Raw genomic sequence first — 16,052 nt, forward strand, 5'->3', positions numbered from 1 at the left:
CTCCACAATAATGCAGTGTGGTTAAACCTGCATATGTTTATTGACGGGTAAATCGCGAATTCGCTTACCGGATGCGTGGTAAATGGCATTGGTTATGGCCGCTGCCACTGGCGGCGTGCCCGGCTCCCCGACTCCGCCCGGCACCTCTTCCGACTCCACGATATGCGTCACTATCTCGGGACACTGATTGATTCTCAGTACGGGATAATCATGGTAGTTGGATTGTTGCACTTTACCTTCTTTAAAACTGATTTCCCCCATTAAGGCTATCGACAATCCAAAAATCATGGAGCCCTCTTGTTGGGCTTTTACTCGATCCGGATTCACCACGGTACCGGCATCAATAGTAGAGTGCATTTCTAGTACCGTCACCTTATTGTTTTCCACCCTGACTTTCGCTGCAACGGCAACATAACTGACAAAGCTGCGATGCACGCTGATACCCCAGGCTTCGTTTTCTGCCGTTGGCTTATCGGCACCAGACTGTTTAATAACATCATTTAAACAGTGCTTCAGGCGTTTGGTACTCACCGGATGGACTTCCAGAGGATCACCATAATTGGCATACTCAAAACCTTGCTCTTTAGGATCGACATTTCGATCTGAGCCGATTAACTCCATCCACATTTCCGGTGTCGATTTCTTTGCTGCGACAGCGACTTCATCAACAAAGGAACCAAGGGCAAAAGCATGTTGAATGTTGCACACCGAACGCACCCAGCCAATCCGCGCATGCGCTGTAGCCTGATGAGATTCACAGGACAAATCAGCAAGTTCAAATGGCACATCGCCAAAGCCCAAAGACAATTCCCAAGATTGAGGCTCATTGGCACTGCCACTGAAGGTCCAGCCAATGCTGGGATAGGCTGCTCGTTGGACCCAACCTTGTACCTTGCCATCTTCACCAAGACCGGCTTCGAAGTGCTGGGCACTAACAGAATGGTAGTAGCTATTTTGGATATCATCCTCACGGCTCCAAACCACTTTAACAGGCTTGCCGCTGTGCTTAGCGAGAATTGCAGCCTCGACTGAAAAATCCGGTTTAGATTTACGTCCAAAGCCACCACCTAACAGCGTCACATGCACTGTTACGTTTGCAGGTTCAATACCCAATACTTGTGCTACTGTGTTTTGCGTCGCTTGTGGTGTTTGGGTACAGGCCCAGATTTCCACTGAGCCATCTTTGAATACGGCGGTTGCCGCAGGTGGCTCCATCGGCGCGTGGGCCAGATAAGGAACGGAATAAGCAGCACTTATTTTACTTTTGGCGGTGTCAATTTTTGCGTAGGCATCACCAGCGCTTCTCTGTACTTTGCCTTTTGTTTTAACTCTTTCTTGTAACTGCGCGAGGAATTCCGCTGAATCATGGGATTGATTGTCATGCTCAGTCCAGGTTATACCCAGCTTTTTGGCGCCCTGCTGAGCTGCCCATGTGTTGTTTGCTAAAACTGCAACCCCAGGCAGAGAGTTAAAACCTACCGGAAAGCTGCGTTCCGGCATCTGGAAGACATCCACGACACCGGCGGTTGCAAGCGCTGCGTCTTTATCCACTGAGGCAACGTTAGCACCAATAACAGGTGCACGCACAATACTGGCATACAGCATTCCCGGCAATTGCACATCTTGTCCAAATTCAGTCGCCCCGGTTTGAATGGCTTGCATATCCACCAAAGGAAGCCCTTTTCCGATGTAGTTAAATTCACTCTTCTTTTTGAATTTAAGTTGCGCGACATCTGGCGCAGTAAGCTGACTTGCCGCGCTGGCGACCTCGCCAAAGCTCAGGGATTTGCCCGAAGTGTGCACCAGCCGATGCTGTTTCGCACTGACTTCGGACACCGGCACACCCCATTGGTTCGCAGCGGCTTGTTGTAGCATCGCCTTGGCAGAGGCCCCCATTTCCCGCATGGTTTGATAGAAATGACGAATAGAGCGCGAGCCATCAGTGTTTTGACTGCCGTAACGCGCGTCTGCAAGCCCCTGTATGACATTGACCTGTTGCCAGTCTGCTTCCAGTTCATCGGCCAAAACCTGAGGTAAGGAGGTGCGAATACCCTGCCCCATTTCTGATCTATGACAGACAATATTGACCGCACCAGTTTCCTCTATGCTGACAAATAAGTTCACCTTGCCATCGCCGGTTTCTGCCGCTCTCAGTGGCGACAAATTAGGTAAACTCACTCCCAGCACTAACGCCGAAGAAGAAATACCAAAGGCCTTCAAAAAACCGCGACGACTGACATTGTGCAGAACACTAACAGATTTTGCTTGTTGTAATTGTTCGATAAACATTACTTCACCTCCACAAATTTCGCCGCAGACTTTATGGCAGCCTTGATACGAGGATAAGTACCGCAACGACATATATTGCCCTGCATATAACTGTCGATTTCCGCATCATCAGGTGATGGATTCGAAGCTAATAAGGCCGCTGCAGACATCATTTGTCCTGACTGACAATAACCACATTGAGGTACCTTGTGTTCAGCCCACGCTTGCTGCACAGGGTGGCTGGCGTCTTTGCTCAAGCCTTCAATGGTGGTTACTGATTTACCAGCGACAACAGAGACAGGCGTCGCACAAGAGCGAATGGGCTGACCATCCATGTGCACGGTACAAGCACCACAAACCCCAAGGCCACAGCCGTATTTTGTGCCTGTCATTTGCAATAGATCGCGGATCACCCACAATAGTGGCATGTCGGCTTCGGCATCCACCTGCGTGGATTTACCGTTCAGGGTAAATGTAATCATGCTTTGTCCTTCTTAGTTTGTTGCCAGCGGCTCAAATCTTGTTGTGTATCGATATCAAATTCACCGTGCGCCATCGGCACAGTGAGTACTCGTTGTGAAAAGTCGGGATGATTCAGGAACTGGCCCGCCCCTTTATCTCCACTAAGATTGCGCAATAAAGCATAGTCGCTTGCGGGAAAAATTGCAGGAACTGCGTTCTTATCCGCGTACTTTGCGCAAACAATTGTTTCCGGATGCATACGGCTTTGCTGCAATAATAGATTGATATCTCGTAAATCGATATCAGGCTGATCTGCAAGCATAATCAAAATATGCGAGCGCTGTGCGAGCATTTCCACCCCACCGCGAATACTCGCTGAAATTCCCTCGTGCCAATTATTAACTTCCAGTAAATCGACATTTTCTGGCACTGCGATCGCCGCTTTTATGACATTCGCATTGGCCCCCAAAGTCACTAAACGAGTATGGCACTCAAGACGGGAAAGAAGAGACAAAGAGTGTTGCAACATGTGTTTACCGTCCAAGGACGATAATTGCTTTATTCCAGCAAAGCGACGACTCTCACCAGCGGCTAACAATAGTGCACCAAGCTGATATTTTTTGTCTCTATTCATCTGGGTATTTATGCCGGAATCTTGTTTGAAATATGGCTCAAGCTATTGCCACTAGCACCTGATAGTGTGGCATGCATCTCGCTCAACATACTCAAAGCGATAGATTCAGGTAACTCACCGCCCAAATCCAATCCCACCGGATTATATAGGGGTAATTTGAGTTCTTTGACATCGATACCAGCCTCCTCGAAAACCCGCTCCGTACGATGCCAAGGACCCAGCATACCAATATAGCGAGCATTGCTGCTTTGACTGATTAGCAGTGCCTGTGCGTCCATGGTTACATTGTGATTCATGATGACAATTGCCGGGTACGACTTGAGCTGCGCAACATCCAGTGCACTGAGTTTATCCCGGATAATGACATCAACATCAGCAAAAAAGCTCTCTTTGGCATAGCCCAGGCGCTCATCAAAAACCGTAACATGCCAGCCCAATTGTTTAGCCATTTTTGCCAGCGGGATTGCATCGATGCCGCCACCAAAAATGGCGAGACGAACAACCGGCTGCTGAACACTGACAAAATACTGGCCTTGTGCAGTGGTTAACAAGGTACTTTTTAGATCATCAAAATCTGTTGGAGGCTCTGCCATGCATTGATTATTTGTTTCTGACTCAGAAATCAGTTGTACATAAAAGCAGGTTTGGTTTTCCTGTAATCGGCGGCGCAATGTAAGTAACGACAAGTAGTTGTTTTGCGCAGTTACAGGTTGCAATAAAATGCGCACCATACCACCACAACCAATACCCAGTTGCCAGGCAATATCATCTTCGTCACGCATATCATATTGAATGACATGGCTGGCACCATTGTCCCAACACTTTCGGGCCTGGCGCATAATGTCAGCCTCAAGACAGCCGCCACTGAGCAAACCAAAATATTGCCCTAAACTATTGATAAACATAATTGCGCCGGGTTTGCGATAACTGGAACCATCAGTTTCAATGATGGTGGCCAGTACCCAATCCAGCTGGTCTTTTTGTGGCTCCCATTCATCTAATAATGAACTGAGGTGATTAGTTTTTACAGCACTCATCTTCTAAGAAAATACACTCAAAATTGCCATTACGGTTGTTTTAACAAATTGGACCGGCAATTAAAATTGCACCGAAATAATTGGCAACAAATTGAATAAAAAGACATTAATTAAGTACCATTGTGCTAATCATGAAGAATTTAGTTTGATTCCACTAAAGCTTTTAAATTTTGTAGTCCAGCTTCAAAGTCAGGACCAATCATGCTGTCCATCATCAGTGCGAAATAATGGTAAACGGGGTTTCCTCCCACATCACCATAATCGGACCAAGTGACTTCCGTCTGCCCCTCTTTTTCAGCGAGTGTTATCTCTCCTGTGCTGCCCATATCAAAGTCGGGAAAATACAAGTTATAAATCAATTTTTGGTTTGCAGTGAAACTGGTGATCGTCATTTCTCCAGAGCCCTCAGATTCACTAATCCAAGCTGACTTATGCCCTATCTCTCCCGCTGCGCCAGAGTAAGTAATTTGCATATTAGGATCGCGGCTAAACCAAATACCCCAGTTTCTCCATTGCTTGAGATCAACAACATAGGGAAAGACTTTTGCAGCTGGCGCATCTATTGTGATTTTGCGCTGCACATGGAATTCCGAGGGCAATAAAAAACCGATAATAACCAGTAAGAGTACAAAGCCAATAAGACCTGATGCCGCCAATTTTAACACTTTCATTTAACTGTCCTCTCAAACCTTTTCTCAACCCATCTCGACATATCTATCAGTATGTAATGAATTCTTACAATAGATAGCCCCAATATTAGTGGAAATTCCTTTATTGGGTAGGTTTAGCAGTTAAACAGGTTTACAATTTATTTACCATATTGTTGTTGAGTTAGAGCCACACAAAGTATTTAAGTAATAACGCTAATACTTGGTGATATTCGCCAACATGTGGGAAGTGTTAATCGAGGGACTGTAGAGCGAAATACATAAACCTATGTTTTTATTATATTTTTTTAAATGGCATGACGAATGCTATCGATTGGCAAGTTTTACAAATTGTTCAGTTTTATTTCAGGGGAAGACAAATGACACACAATAACAACTTAAAAACTCTTTTACTTGCCAGCAGCATCGCCGTGAGCACGGCATTTTTATCTGGCTGCGGTGACGCCGAAGCCACCAACAATGCCGAAGAAGCTGAAGAGATCGTCTCCATTCCAGTTGAAGTGGCTGATTTAACTATCGGTAGTATCTCTTCCAACTACGAAACTACCGCAGTATTAGAAGCGAAAGAAGAAGCGTTTGTGGTAGCGCGGGCATCAGGCATCATTGAACATATCTACGTAGAAGAAGGTGACTACGTAGAAAAAGGCCAGGAATTGGCAAAGCTGGAACAAGAGCGTTACATCCTTAACCTGAATAGAGCCAAAGCCGACTTGCGTGGCATTCAAAAAGAGCTGGACAAAATCGACAAGGTTTACAATCAAAAACTGGTGAGTGACGACACCTACGACAAGTTGACTGCACAATTTGAGTCTGCCAAAGCTACCCTGGAATTGGCTGAACTGGATCTGGCAGAAACCATCATTCGCGCCCCCATAGCAGGTTATATTGCAGAGCGAAACGCAAAAGTGGGTAACCTGACAGAATCTTTCCAACGGGAGCGCATGTTCCAAATCGTACAACAGAAACAGCTGTACGGGATTGTGCACTTGCCGGAAAAAGAACTGGCACGAGTACACAAAGAGCAAAAAGCCACATTATCTGTCACGGCTCTGGGTGATAAAAACATCGAAGCCTTTGTTGAACGTATCAGTCCGGTGATTGATGCTGAAACCGGTACATTCAAAGTAACCTTACGAGTACCGAATGAAGAAAACTATCTCAAAGCGGGTATGTTTTCCAAAGTAAAACTGAACTACGACACCCACAAAAACGCGACGCTGTTACCGCGCAAAGCCTTGCTGCACATTGATGACCAAATCAACGTCTTCGTGGTGAAAGATGGTATCGCTACCAAACTACCAGTGAAAATTGGTTATCAAGAAGGTCAGTTTGTTGAAATTACTGAGGGACTTGATGGCTCTGAAAAAGTTGTGATCACGGGTCATCATAATCTGAAAGATCAGGCCAACGTCGAAATCGTAAACAGCTAAGTTTCCACACGAAGCGGAGAGTAAAATGAGTATTATTGATGTGGCGGTGAAGCGCCCGGTTACCGTGTGGATGTTTACTTTTGCCATATTGCTATTTGGCATGGTGTCTCTATCCAGATTGTCTATTAACTTACTGCCAGAGTTATCCTACCCTACCTTGACGATCCGCACCGATTACGAAGGTGCAGCGCCGGGAGAACTGGAACAATTAGTATCAAAACCCATCGAAGAAGCCATCGGTGTTGTAAAAGGCGTCAGAACGGTGAAATCCACTTCTAAAGCGGGCCAATCAGATGTGCTGCTGGAGTTTGAATGGGGCACGGATATGGATCTGGCTTCGTTGGATGTACGTGAAAAGCTGGACATCCTACAGTTACCACTCGATGTATCCAAACCCCTGTTATTGCGCTTCAATCCCTCGCTGGACCCTGTTATGCGTTATGGCTTGGGCGGCGCTCTGCCATCGCCTGAAACCTATGATAACGAAACTCAGTCTGCAAGCGCCCCCGAAACCCAGTTAACCAGTCTTGATAGTGCAGGCATGAAACGCCTTCGTACTTACGCAGAAGAGCAAATCAAACGCAAACTGGAATCGGTTGAAGGTGTCGCGTCGGTAAAAGTTGGCGGTGGCCTGGAAAATGAAATCCAGGTATTGATCAATCAACAAAAAACCAGCCAGCTCAATATCACCATTAGTGACATCGTTACCCGATTGCAGCAAGAAAATGTCAACACCTCAGGTGGCCGGGTAGAAGACGGTTCTCAAGAGTATCTGGTGAGGACCCTTAACCAGTTCGAAACCCTGGATGAAATGCGCGATCTGTTTATCGCCACCCGCAATGGTCGTCACATTCGCTTAGGGGATATCGCAGAAATCAAGGACAGCCACAAAGAACGCACCTCTATCACTCGCTTTGATGGGTTTGAGGGTGTTGAAATCGCCATTTATAAAGAAGGAGATGCCAATACAGTAGAAGTGGCCGAAAACGTTAAAAAACGTTTGCAGCGTATTCAAAATGAAATCCCCGAACAGTATAAAATGCAATTGGTTTACGACCAATCCACCTTTATCTCCAATGCCATCAATGAAGTTAAATCGGCGGGTATCGTGGGTGGTCTCTTGGCCATGCTTATTTTATATCTGTTCCTGAAAAATATCTGGCCCACCTTTATTATTTCGATATCCATTCCGGTTTCGATTATTGCCACCTTTAATCTGATGTATGGCAATGGCATCAGCCTGAACATCATGAGCTTGGGCGGAATCGCCTTGGCCATCGGTTTATTGGTGGATAACTCCATCGTGGTATTGGAAAACATCGACCGTAAAAAGCAGCAAAACCCAGACTCCAAAACCGCTGCCGCAGAAGGAACCAAAGAAGTCTCTATGGCCATTGTCGCGTCAACGCTCACTACAATGGCGGTGTTTTTCCCGCTGGTATTTGTAGAAGGCATTGCGGGTCAGTTATTTGGTGACCAGGCACTGACCGTTACTTTTGCTTTGGGTGCCTCACTTCTTGTGGCGTTAACCATCATCCCTATGATGGCCAGCAGAGCCAAAAAGAAAAGTGCAGCAGATACCCTGGATTTGGGCCCGGCTAAAACTAAATCACGCCCGGAAACGCGTTTAGGTAAAATCGGATATTACCTGGTACTACCGTTTAAATATCTACTAAGAGTTGTGTTTTATTATATTCCACTGGCGATAAGTAGCCTGATCGTAATGCTGGTGAGAGTACTGCGCAAAGTCTTTGGTTTTGTGTTCAAGCCCATTTTATGGGTATTCGATAAAGCCTACAGTGCTGTCTTTGCGGCCTATCAAAAACTGCTGGAATTTGCCTTAGCTCAACGCGCAGTCGTGATCACCGGTATTCTGGCGGTGTCATTAAGCTCTGTGGTACTGGTAAGCAAGCTGGGTATAGAATTGATCCCCCCCATGGCACAGGGTGAGTTTGATGTAGAAGTGACGCTGCCCACCGGAGCACGCCTTGAAACCACCGATCAGGTATTGAAAGACCTGGCAAACTACACCGAATCATTGCCACACGTCGCTCGAACTTATTCCATTGCGGGAACAGGTAGCCTGATGAATGCCTCGCCCAGTCAAGGTGGCGATTATTGGGGTAAACTCAACGTAGTCTTAAATCCGGGCTCCTTGCCGCAGGACGAGCTGGCAACACAAGCTGCCATGCGTGAATACCTCAAATCAAAAGCCGGTGTCGCCAGCAAATTTGGTAAACCGGAACTATTCAGCTTCAGTACACCACTGGAAATCGAACTGGTGGGTTATGACCTGGGCATGTTGCGTCGCTATGGTGAACAAATCGTTGAGACCCTGGAAAGTAACGACCGTTTTGCCGACGTAAAATCCTCCTTGCAGTCAGGTAATCCTGAACTGAAAGTTCACTTCGATCACGCCAAACTAGCGCAGCTAGGTCTTTCTTCGCCAAACGTAGCACAGCTGGTAGCCGCTAAGATTGGTGGTGAGGTTGCCAGTAAATACTCAATCAATGATCGCAAAGTGGATATCCTGGTACGTACCCAAGAAACTCAACGGGATTCTGCAGCCGATGTGTCGCAAATCATTGTTAACCCGGGCGCATTGCGTCCCATCACCCTGGATACGGTAGCCAGTATAGAAACGTCCATCGGTCCGAGTGAAATTACTCGTGTGGGCCAAGAGCGGGTGGCCATTATTTCAGCTAACCTGGCCTATGGTGACCTTGGTGAGGCGGTATCCGACGCTGAAAAACTGTTAGCAGGACTGAAACTGCCATTGAGCATGCAGGCCAAAGTATCTGGACAAAATGAGGAAATGGAAGTCTCCTTCCAGTCACTTAAATTCGCGTTGGCACTGGCAATATTCATGGTTTATCTGGTGATGGCATCACAATTTGAATCATTACTGCACCCCTTCTTGATCTTATTTACTGTGCCGCTTGCCTGTGCAGGCTCTATTTATGGCTTGTACCTCACCGGAACCACAGTATCGGTAGTAGTGTTTATTGGTTTAATTATGCTGGCAGGCATAGTGGTAAATAACGCCATTGTATTGGTGGATCGCATCAATCAACTGCGGGAACAAGGCGCGCAAAAGATGGATGCCATTAAAGAATCGGCATTAACTCGCTTTCGCCCTATTCTGATGACCACCCTGACTACTACATTGGGCCTGCTGCCCATGATGTTAGGTTTCGGTGAAGGTGCAGAAATCCGCAAACCTATGGCCATCACCGTTATCTTTGGCTTGATGTTTGCGACGTTACTAACATTGTTTTTCATTCCCATCTTGTACAGTTTGTTCGACCGGAAAAAGTTTGCCCAAGCGACAGATACGCAAAATGCAGAGATCAATTCTGTTAACGGTAATGCAGGAGCCTGATGATGAATAAGGCACAGGAAAACAAATTTGAAGCCATGGGTGCAAGCCTTGCAAACTTTGCCTTGCGCCGCCCGGTAACAGTATGCATGTTCTTTGCGTCGATGTTACTGTTGGGCCTTATCTCCAGTCGGCTGTTGCCGCTGGAGAAATTTCCCGGTATCGATATTCCGGAAATATATATCAATATCCCCTACCGCGATGCGTCTCCTGCTGAAGTTGAAAAAATGATCACCCGGCCGGTCGAAGAAGCGCTGGCAACCATGTCGGGTATTCAACGATTGCGCTCGTCCTCCAGGGAAAATGGCGCCGAGATTGGCATTGAATTTAAATGGGATGAAAACATTAATGCCAAAAGTATTGAGGCCCGGGAGAAAATTGACGCCATCCGTCACCTGTTGCCAGACGACGTAGAGCGCATTCTGGTTTATCAATTTAACACCAACGATTTACCCATTTTTCAGCTGCGGGTTTCCAGCGAGCGAGACCTGTCTAATGCCTACGACTTGCTGGAGCGTAACCTGAAACAACCCATCGAACGAGTGGAAGGGGTTTCCCGAGTTGAACTGTACGGCGTTTTGAAAAAGGAAATCGCTATCCGGGTAGACCAGGAAAGAATGGCGGCATTGCACGTTAATGTTGTGGATTTAGTCAATGCTTTGCAAGCGGCAAACTTTTCCATGAGTGCTGGTCATATCTACGAAAACGAGGAAAAGATTTCAGTAACGCCTCAAGGCGAATACCGCAGTATGCAAGAAATCGAAGAATTGTATATTGCCAGAGGTATACAGCTCAAAGATATTGCCGACGTGCACTACGAAACCCCGAGACGTTCTGAAGGTCGTCACCTGGATCAGACTTATGCCGTGGGCTTTAATATCTTCCGCGAGTCGGGCTCAAACCTTGTGGAAGTATCAGAGCGCGTCTGGAAAGTGATTGACGATGCCAATGAAAACCCCGCTTTTAACGGTATCAATCTGCTGATTTTTGATGACGAAGCAGAATCCGTGACCTCGTCACTTTCGGACCTGGTAGATGCAGGTTTATTGGGTGCTCTGTTGTCGGTATTGGTGCTTTATGCCTTTTTGCGTCGTTTTACCACAACGCTGATAGTGGTGTTATCCGTTCCCTTCTCATTGTGTATTACCTTGGGCTTTATGTTCTTCTTTGGCTACAGCATCAATATTCTGTCTTTGATGGGATTAATGTTAGCGGTAGGTATGTTAGTTGATAACGCGGTGGTTGTAACTGAGAGCATTGAACAGGAAAAAGCGCACACTAAAAACATGGTTGCCGCTACCAAAGCCGGTGTTTCAAAGGTAAGCCTGGCAGTCATTGCAGGCACAGCCACCACCGCCATTGTTTTTCTACCTAACATCATAGGTAAAAAGGTCAGTTTGACTATTTTCCTTGAGCATGTGGCGATTTCTATTTGTATTTCGTTATTCGCATCACTGTTGATTGCGCAAACGCTAATTCCCTTGTTGGCCACCAAAATCAAGCATAAACCACGCGCGCAAGACAGCAAACCAAACAGGCTAAAACAGCGTTACGAGCGCATGCTAAAATGGACCCTATCCCATCAGGGCTGGAGCGCCATCATTGGTGTTTTAATGGTGGTCAGTACGGTATTTGTTGCGCAGATGGTACCCGACAATGAGCAAGGCATGGATAACCGCAACAGACTGTGGTTGAACTACAACATCAACGGCAATTACACCCTAGATGAAGTAGAAAAAACTGTCACGCGGCTGGAAAATTTCTTGTACGACAATCAGGAAAAGTTCTTCATCAAGTCGATATACAGCTATTACACACCAGGATTCGCAGTGTCCGGTATTACCTTGCAAGACGAACTGCCTATCAAGAAAAAAGAGATTCAGGAAATGATCCGCGAAGCGCTGCCTAAGTTTGCCCGCGCAGAGCCAAGCTTCCGTTGGAGCGATGGCGGTGGTGGCGGGGTTCGCTTGACCCTATTAGGCCCTTCCTCGGAAAGCTTGCTACGCATCGCAGACCAGGTGGTGCCGGTGCTGGCCAATATCGACGGACTTGCGGATGTCAAAACCGAAATTGATGATAATCAACGGGAATTGCAAATTCACGTAGACCGCCAAAAGGCTTACCGATTTGGACTAAACTCCCAAGACATTAGTAATATTGTGGCTACGGCTTTACGGGGTAACAATTTGCGTACTTTCCGCCATGGTAACAATGGTGAAGTAGATATCCGCTTAATGTTCGACGAGGCTTTGCAGCATTCAATTGAAGAGCTTAAGTCACTCCCTGTGGCCAGAGAAGGTAATAAAACCGTTACCTTAGACATGGTTGCCGATTTAAAAATCACCAGTCGACTATCACAAATCAATCGCTATTACCGTCAAACGGCCATTGCCATCGGCGCAAACATGGAAGAAGGCATGACCTTAGACGTAGCGCGTGAAAAGATAGAGAAAATCATGGGTAATCTGGAACTCCCTACGGGATATAGCTGGTCATTGGATGGCAGTTTCCGTCAACAGCGGGAAGACGAAGCCATAATGCAAACTAACATGTTGCTTGCCATTGCCATGATTTACATCGTAATGGCGGCATTGTTTGAATCATTGCTGTTACCGACGGCCGTTATCACCTCTTTACTGTTCTCTTTTACCGGGGTTTTCTGGACCTTCGCTATCACAGGAACACCAATGTCAATAATGGGCATGATTGGCATGCTGATATTGATGGGGATTGTGGTTAATAACGGTATAGTGTTAGTGGATAGGATAAATCAATTGGTGAACGAAGGACACAAGGTTCACGATGCCATCATGGAAGGTTGCCTGACGCGAGTAAGACCGGTATTGATGACTGTCGCGACTACCGTTTTGGGCCTATTGCCACTGGCATTGGGTGACACCAACGTGGGTGGCGACGGCCCGCCCTATGCACCAATGGCAATCGCCATTATTGGTGGCCTGATCTTTTCCACGGTAACCAGTTTATTTCTGGTTCCCCTGGCCTACTTATTACTGCTCAAATTGCGTCGTAAAACTCGCAATATGATCAACGATAGTAAGCTATTGGTTTCAAAAATTATTAAAGAAGCCTGATTTAATCCACTACCCGGCCCGTCTTTGGATGTGCCGGGTAATACATCCAACCGCGTAAACACATCGAATAAGCACTCATCAGCAACACATTTGCACAATTTAGTCACTCTTTAGGCAAAATAACGCCACAGCCTTTTTAATTTTTTTGGCTACTTGTAAACTTGGCGTAAGATGTCAATAAAGTGGCCAATTCCTGAGTTATCCCAATTCGTATTTGCCCTCTTCTATTTGAGTAACACTGAGAAACCAACATGGCAGTTCGATTTTTTCACTGGTTAGATGAATCTATTTCCCGAAAAATAGGTGGCTTATCCACGGTACTGTTGACCTTTATCCTGGCACTTGTGTTGTACTCCATTGTGCAACTGCGGGAAATCAGTCAAGAAATACAAGAACTGGCACAAATCGATGTCCCTGTATCAGAGCTTGCCGCTGAAATAGAAGTTTTGCAGTTAGAACAACATATCCTGATGGAGCGCTTGCACTATGAGTTGCGTCTGTCCGATGAGAAAAACTTTCAATCCCAGAAACTCATGCAAGAAAAGTTCGCAGATTATTCTGTGCGCTTGAAAGACAATATTCACGCACTTACCAGGCTCATTAAAGATGGCTTGGAACAAGGTAAAATAGTTAAAGAAGTCCCGGCCCACCAAGCCGTTATCGCCGCATTTGCACAATTCGAAACTGCCCGAGATGAATTTCATCACAACGCCAGTAAAGTATTACAAAACGATGCGCATCTGGTATCTGAACAAGAATGGCAAGAATTGGAAAAACAAGACCAGGCTTTGGACCAACACTCCCTCAAGGTTCTGCGGGAAATAGAGTCTATTACGGCCGACATCTCTGCCCAGGCAGAAGAGCATGAAAGGCGCTTTTATTATGTTAATACCGGCCTTGGTATCAGTGCCTTTATTATCGGTATCAATGTGACTTTACTGATCATTATTTCTTTTCGCCGACGCATGCGTCACATCAATAGCCAGATCGATAATTTATACAAATCCATCACCGGTAAACAAGACGCCATTAACGCCGATGAGTTGAGCCCTCAAGGTCGCGACGAGTTGGCCAAGCTGGCCAAAGACATCAATCGACTGATGAGCCAATATTCCGAAGCTGTAGTACATCGAGATGGTATTGAAGAGGCCCTGATACGCCAAGCCACAACAGACAACCTGACCGGCGCACACAATCGCTATAAATGGGATGAAGCGGCAAAAGCGCTACTAGTGAAAACTAAAAGTGGTATCACTTCTAGTATCATCTTGTTGGATATAGATAACTTCAAAAATATCAATGACCAGCATGGTCACAATGTTGGTGATAAAGTACTGCAAAACTTGGTGAATGACATAAATGAACTGATACGCCAAAGCGACCTTGTGTTTCGCATGGGTGGCGAAGAGTTCACCGTTTTATTGCAGGGCTGCGACTTACAAAAAGCTGCCGCTATCGCTGAGAACATTCGCGCCGAGTTGCAAGTGGCACCACGAAACGAAATCCCGCAATTTACTGCGAGCTTTGGTGTTACCGAACTACGTAGCCATGACTCGCTAGAATCCTTACTGGAAAGAGCAGACAAAGCCCTTTATCAAGCCAAAGCACAAGGAAAAAATCAGGTCTGTATTGCATCGAACGATTGAAGCAAAATACTACATTAAAAAGGACGTTAAACTATGGCAAAGATACAAATCGTGCGTGACTCGGGTTTTGCCGATCGTTCCAGAGACTATGAGGTGATCTGCGACGGAGAACTGCTTGGCAAAATTGCCAATGGCGACACAGGCGAATTTGAAGTGTCACCAGGCAAACATGAAATTTATCTGAGCATAGACTGGTGTCGCTCCAATAGTGTTTCAATTGATGTCGCAGAAGGACATCCTAATACAATGCTTAAATGCGGTTCTAATCTAGGTGGCTTAAAATTGCTATTGGCGGCGCTTTACATTACTGTTTGGCGTAATGACTATATTTGGTTAACACTCAACTAGTCAAAACAATAGCCATCACTTTTCGAGGCTGAGCAGCTTTATGGAGGAAGCGATTCATGACACTCTACCCTTACTCAAAAATCACTACAAAAAAATTAGGCTTACTGTTGTTCGCGGCCAGGGCCATCACTTTACTGGGCTTTTTAGCCTTCGCTGTTGCCTTTATTGTGGTATCTTTTATGTTAATTTCCTATGGTCACATCAGCATACCAGACGATTTTTATCGTCGCGGAGACTATACTGGGTTAAGTGCCATGTTTATATTGGCTGTGGGTTTTGCTTGCTTAATAGCTTGCTCGTTAGTGGGAGGTATCGCTGCGGCGCTGGTGGCAATAGAATCCAACTTGAACGCTTCGAAAAGCAGTTCTCATAGCGGACCATTAAATGGATAGCAGTTTTACACTTACTGACATTACCGAGTTTACACGTCACTACCTGGCAATATTCTATTCCTTTGTTGCACTGTTTTATACCCTGAGAATTGTGTTTCTAACACGCGCAACGGCTAAAGAAGTCGTGTTTCCTGGCCGACCTTATTGCAACGATTGGTGGAATCATCTGGCTTTTCGGATATTCAGAGTTACCATCTGGTGGGTTTGTCTGGCGCGATTATTTTATCCACAACTCGATTATTATCTTGGACTGTTCTACGATTTTCAGCACCCAATAGTGATTGTTACAGGTGTTGCCCTGCTAACTTCAGGCTTTTTAATGACAATCCTTGTCCATTTTGCCATGGGATCTGCGTGGCGCTCTGGTATTGACCCAAACAGGCCGACAAAACTGATCACTTCAGGTATGTACCAATACAGTCGCAATCCTATGTTTGTGTTTGTCGCTATTGCACAGTGGGGATTTTTCCTTGCCCTTCCCTCGTGTTTCTCATTGCTTTGTTTGATAATAGGACATCTGGCTTTGTACCGTCAGGTCAGAGAAGAAGAAAAGCACTTATCTGTTTTGTTCCCGCAGGAATTTGTTGCCTATACACAAAAGGTCAGGCGCTGGGTCTGAACAGCGCCAATTTCTCCTCTATTTCTAATCCCGGGCTATTAGTCCCTGTAGGTTTTGTTATCTCAGGCTACTGGCTA

12 protein-coding genes are annotated in these 16,052 nt (G+C 46.0%); 7 read left to right on the plus strand and 5 right to left on the minus strand.

The features are described 5' to 3' along the window. Positions 1-21: 21 nt before the first annotated feature. The 5 genes from AABA75_RS12235 to AABA75_RS12255 form a co-directional block, all read right to left on the minus strand. On the minus strand, positions 22-2,289 hold the full coding sequence (locus tag AABA75_RS12235; RefSeq protein WP_338292889.1) for a xanthine dehydrogenase family protein molybdopterin-binding subunit: 2,268 nt from the start codon (positions 2,287-2,289) through the stop codon (positions 22-24). Next, positions 2,289-2,750 carry a (2Fe-2S)-binding protein gene (locus AABA75_RS12240; protein ID WP_338292890.1) on the minus strand — a complete coding sequence of 154 codons (462 nt, stop codon included), beginning with the start codon at positions 2,748-2,750 and terminating at the stop codon, positions 2,289-2,291. The genes AABA75_RS12235 and AABA75_RS12240 overlap by 1 nt, the downstream gene beginning before the upstream one ends. Beyond that, positions 2,747-3,364 carry a nucleotidyltransferase family protein gene (locus AABA75_RS12245; protein WP_338292891.1) on the minus strand — a complete coding sequence of 206 codons (618 nt, stop codon included), beginning with the start codon at positions 3,362-3,364 and terminating at the stop codon, positions 2,747-2,749. Before AABA75_RS12245 ends, AABA75_RS12240 begins: the two co-directional genes overlap by 4 nt. Positions 3,365-3,372: 8 nt before the next feature. Then, positions 3,373-4,401 (minus strand): XdhC family protein, encoded by a 1,029-nt coding sequence (locus tag AABA75_RS12250; RefSeq protein ID WP_338292892.1) that lies wholly within the window; start codon positions 4,399-4,401, stop codon positions 3,373-3,375. A 140-nt stretch (positions 4,402-4,541) separates the two neighbouring features. Continuing rightward, positions 4,542-5,072 carry an SRPBCC family protein gene (locus AABA75_RS12255; protein WP_338292893.1) on the minus strand — a complete coding sequence of 177 codons (531 nt, stop codon included), beginning with the start codon at positions 5,070-5,072 and terminating at the stop codon, positions 4,542-4,544. A 356-nt stretch (positions 5,073-5,428) separates the two neighbouring features. Here AABA75_RS12255 and AABA75_RS12260 point away from each other — a divergent pair, with 356 nt between their 5' ends. From AABA75_RS12260 to AABA75_RS12290, 7 genes are all read left to right on the plus strand, one after another. Next, a complete protein-coding gene (locus AABA75_RS12260) occupies positions 5,429-6,499 on the plus strand; it encodes an efflux RND transporter periplasmic adaptor subunit (protein ID WP_338292894.1) in 1,071 nt (356 codons plus the stop codon). A 25-nt stretch (positions 6,500-6,524) separates the two neighbouring features. Beyond that, positions 6,525-9,881 (plus strand): efflux RND transporter permease subunit, encoded by a 3,357-nt coding sequence (locus AABA75_RS12265; protein ID WP_338292895.1) that lies wholly within the window; start codon positions 6,525-6,527, stop codon positions 9,879-9,881. 2 nt (positions 9,882-9,883) lie between these two features. Then, positions 9,884-12,970: an efflux RND transporter permease subunit gene (locus tag AABA75_RS12270; RefSeq protein ID WP_338294851.1), complete on the plus strand. Its 3,087-nt coding sequence runs from the start codon at positions 9,884-9,886 to the stop codon at positions 12,968-12,970. A gap of 251 nt (positions 12,971-13,221) precedes the next feature. Next, entirely contained in the window at positions 13,222-14,616 is a 1,395-nt protein-coding gene (locus AABA75_RS12275) for a GGDEF domain-containing protein (protein WP_338292896.1), read from the plus strand. Positions 14,617-14,649: 33 nt separating this feature from the next. Further along, entirely contained in the window at positions 14,650-14,964 is a 315-nt protein-coding gene (locus tag AABA75_RS12280; RefSeq protein ID WP_338292897.1) for a hypothetical protein, read from the plus strand. A 56-nt stretch (positions 14,965-15,020) separates the two neighbouring features. Beyond that, positions 15,021-15,356, plus strand: coding sequence for a hypothetical protein (locus tag AABA75_RS12285; RefSeq protein WP_338292898.1), 336 nt, complete (start codon positions 15,021-15,023; stop codon positions 15,354-15,356). Continuing rightward, a complete protein-coding gene (locus AABA75_RS12290; RefSeq protein ID WP_338292899.1) occupies positions 15,349-15,975 on the plus strand; it encodes a methyltransferase family protein in 627 nt (208 codons plus the stop codon). Before AABA75_RS12285 ends, AABA75_RS12290 begins: the two co-directional genes overlap by 8 nt. The last annotated feature ends 77 nt before the right edge of the window (positions 15,976-16,052 follow it).

This window comes from Planctobacterium marinum (assembly GCF_036322805.1).
Lineage (GTDB): Bacteria > Pseudomonadota > Gammaproteobacteria > Enterobacterales > Alteromonadaceae > Planctobacterium > Planctobacterium marinum_A.

Coding starts and splice junctions, on each gene's coding strand:
- AABA75_RS12260 (WP_338292894.1), top strand. CDS start 5,429: ATGACACACAATAACAACTTAAAAACTCTTTTACTTGCCAGCAGCATC.
- AABA75_RS12235 (WP_338292889.1), bottom strand. CDS start 2,289: ATGTTTATCGAACAATTACAACAAGCAAAATCTGTTAGTGTTCTGCAC.
- AABA75_RS12240 (WP_338292890.1), bottom strand. CDS start 2,750: ATGATTACATTTACCCTGAACGGTAAATCCACGCAGGTGGATGCCGAA.
- AABA75_RS12265 (WP_338292895.1), top strand. CDS start 6,525: ATGAGTATTATTGATGTGGCGGTGAAGCGCCCGGTTACCGTGTGGATG.
- AABA75_RS12270 (WP_338294851.1), top strand. CDS start 9,884: ATGAATAAGGCACAGGAAAACAAATTTGAAGCCATGGGTGCAAGCCTT.
- AABA75_RS12245 (WP_338292891.1), bottom strand. CDS start 3,364: ATGAATAGAGACAAAAAATATCAGCTTGGTGCACTATTGTTAGCCGCT.
- AABA75_RS12285 (WP_338292898.1), top strand. CDS start 15,021: ATGACACTCTACCCTTACTCAAAAATCACTACAAAAAAATTAGGCTTA.
- AABA75_RS12275 (WP_338292896.1), top strand. CDS start 13,222: ATGGCAGTTCGATTTTTTCACTGGTTAGATGAATCTATTTCCCGAAAA.
- AABA75_RS12250 (WP_338292892.1), bottom strand. CDS start 4,401: ATGAGTGCTGTAAAAACTAATCACCTCAGTTCATTATTAGATGAATGG.
- AABA75_RS12255 (WP_338292893.1), bottom strand. CDS start 5,072: ATGAAAGTGTTAAAATTGGCGGCATCAGGTCTTATTGGCTTTGTACTC.
- AABA75_RS12280 (WP_338292897.1), top strand. CDS start 14,650: ATGGCAAAGATACAAATCGTGCGTGACTCGGGTTTTGCCGATCGTTCC.
- AABA75_RS12290 (WP_338292899.1), top strand. CDS start 15,349: ATGGATAGCAGTTTTACACTTACTGACATTACCGAGTTTACACGTCAC.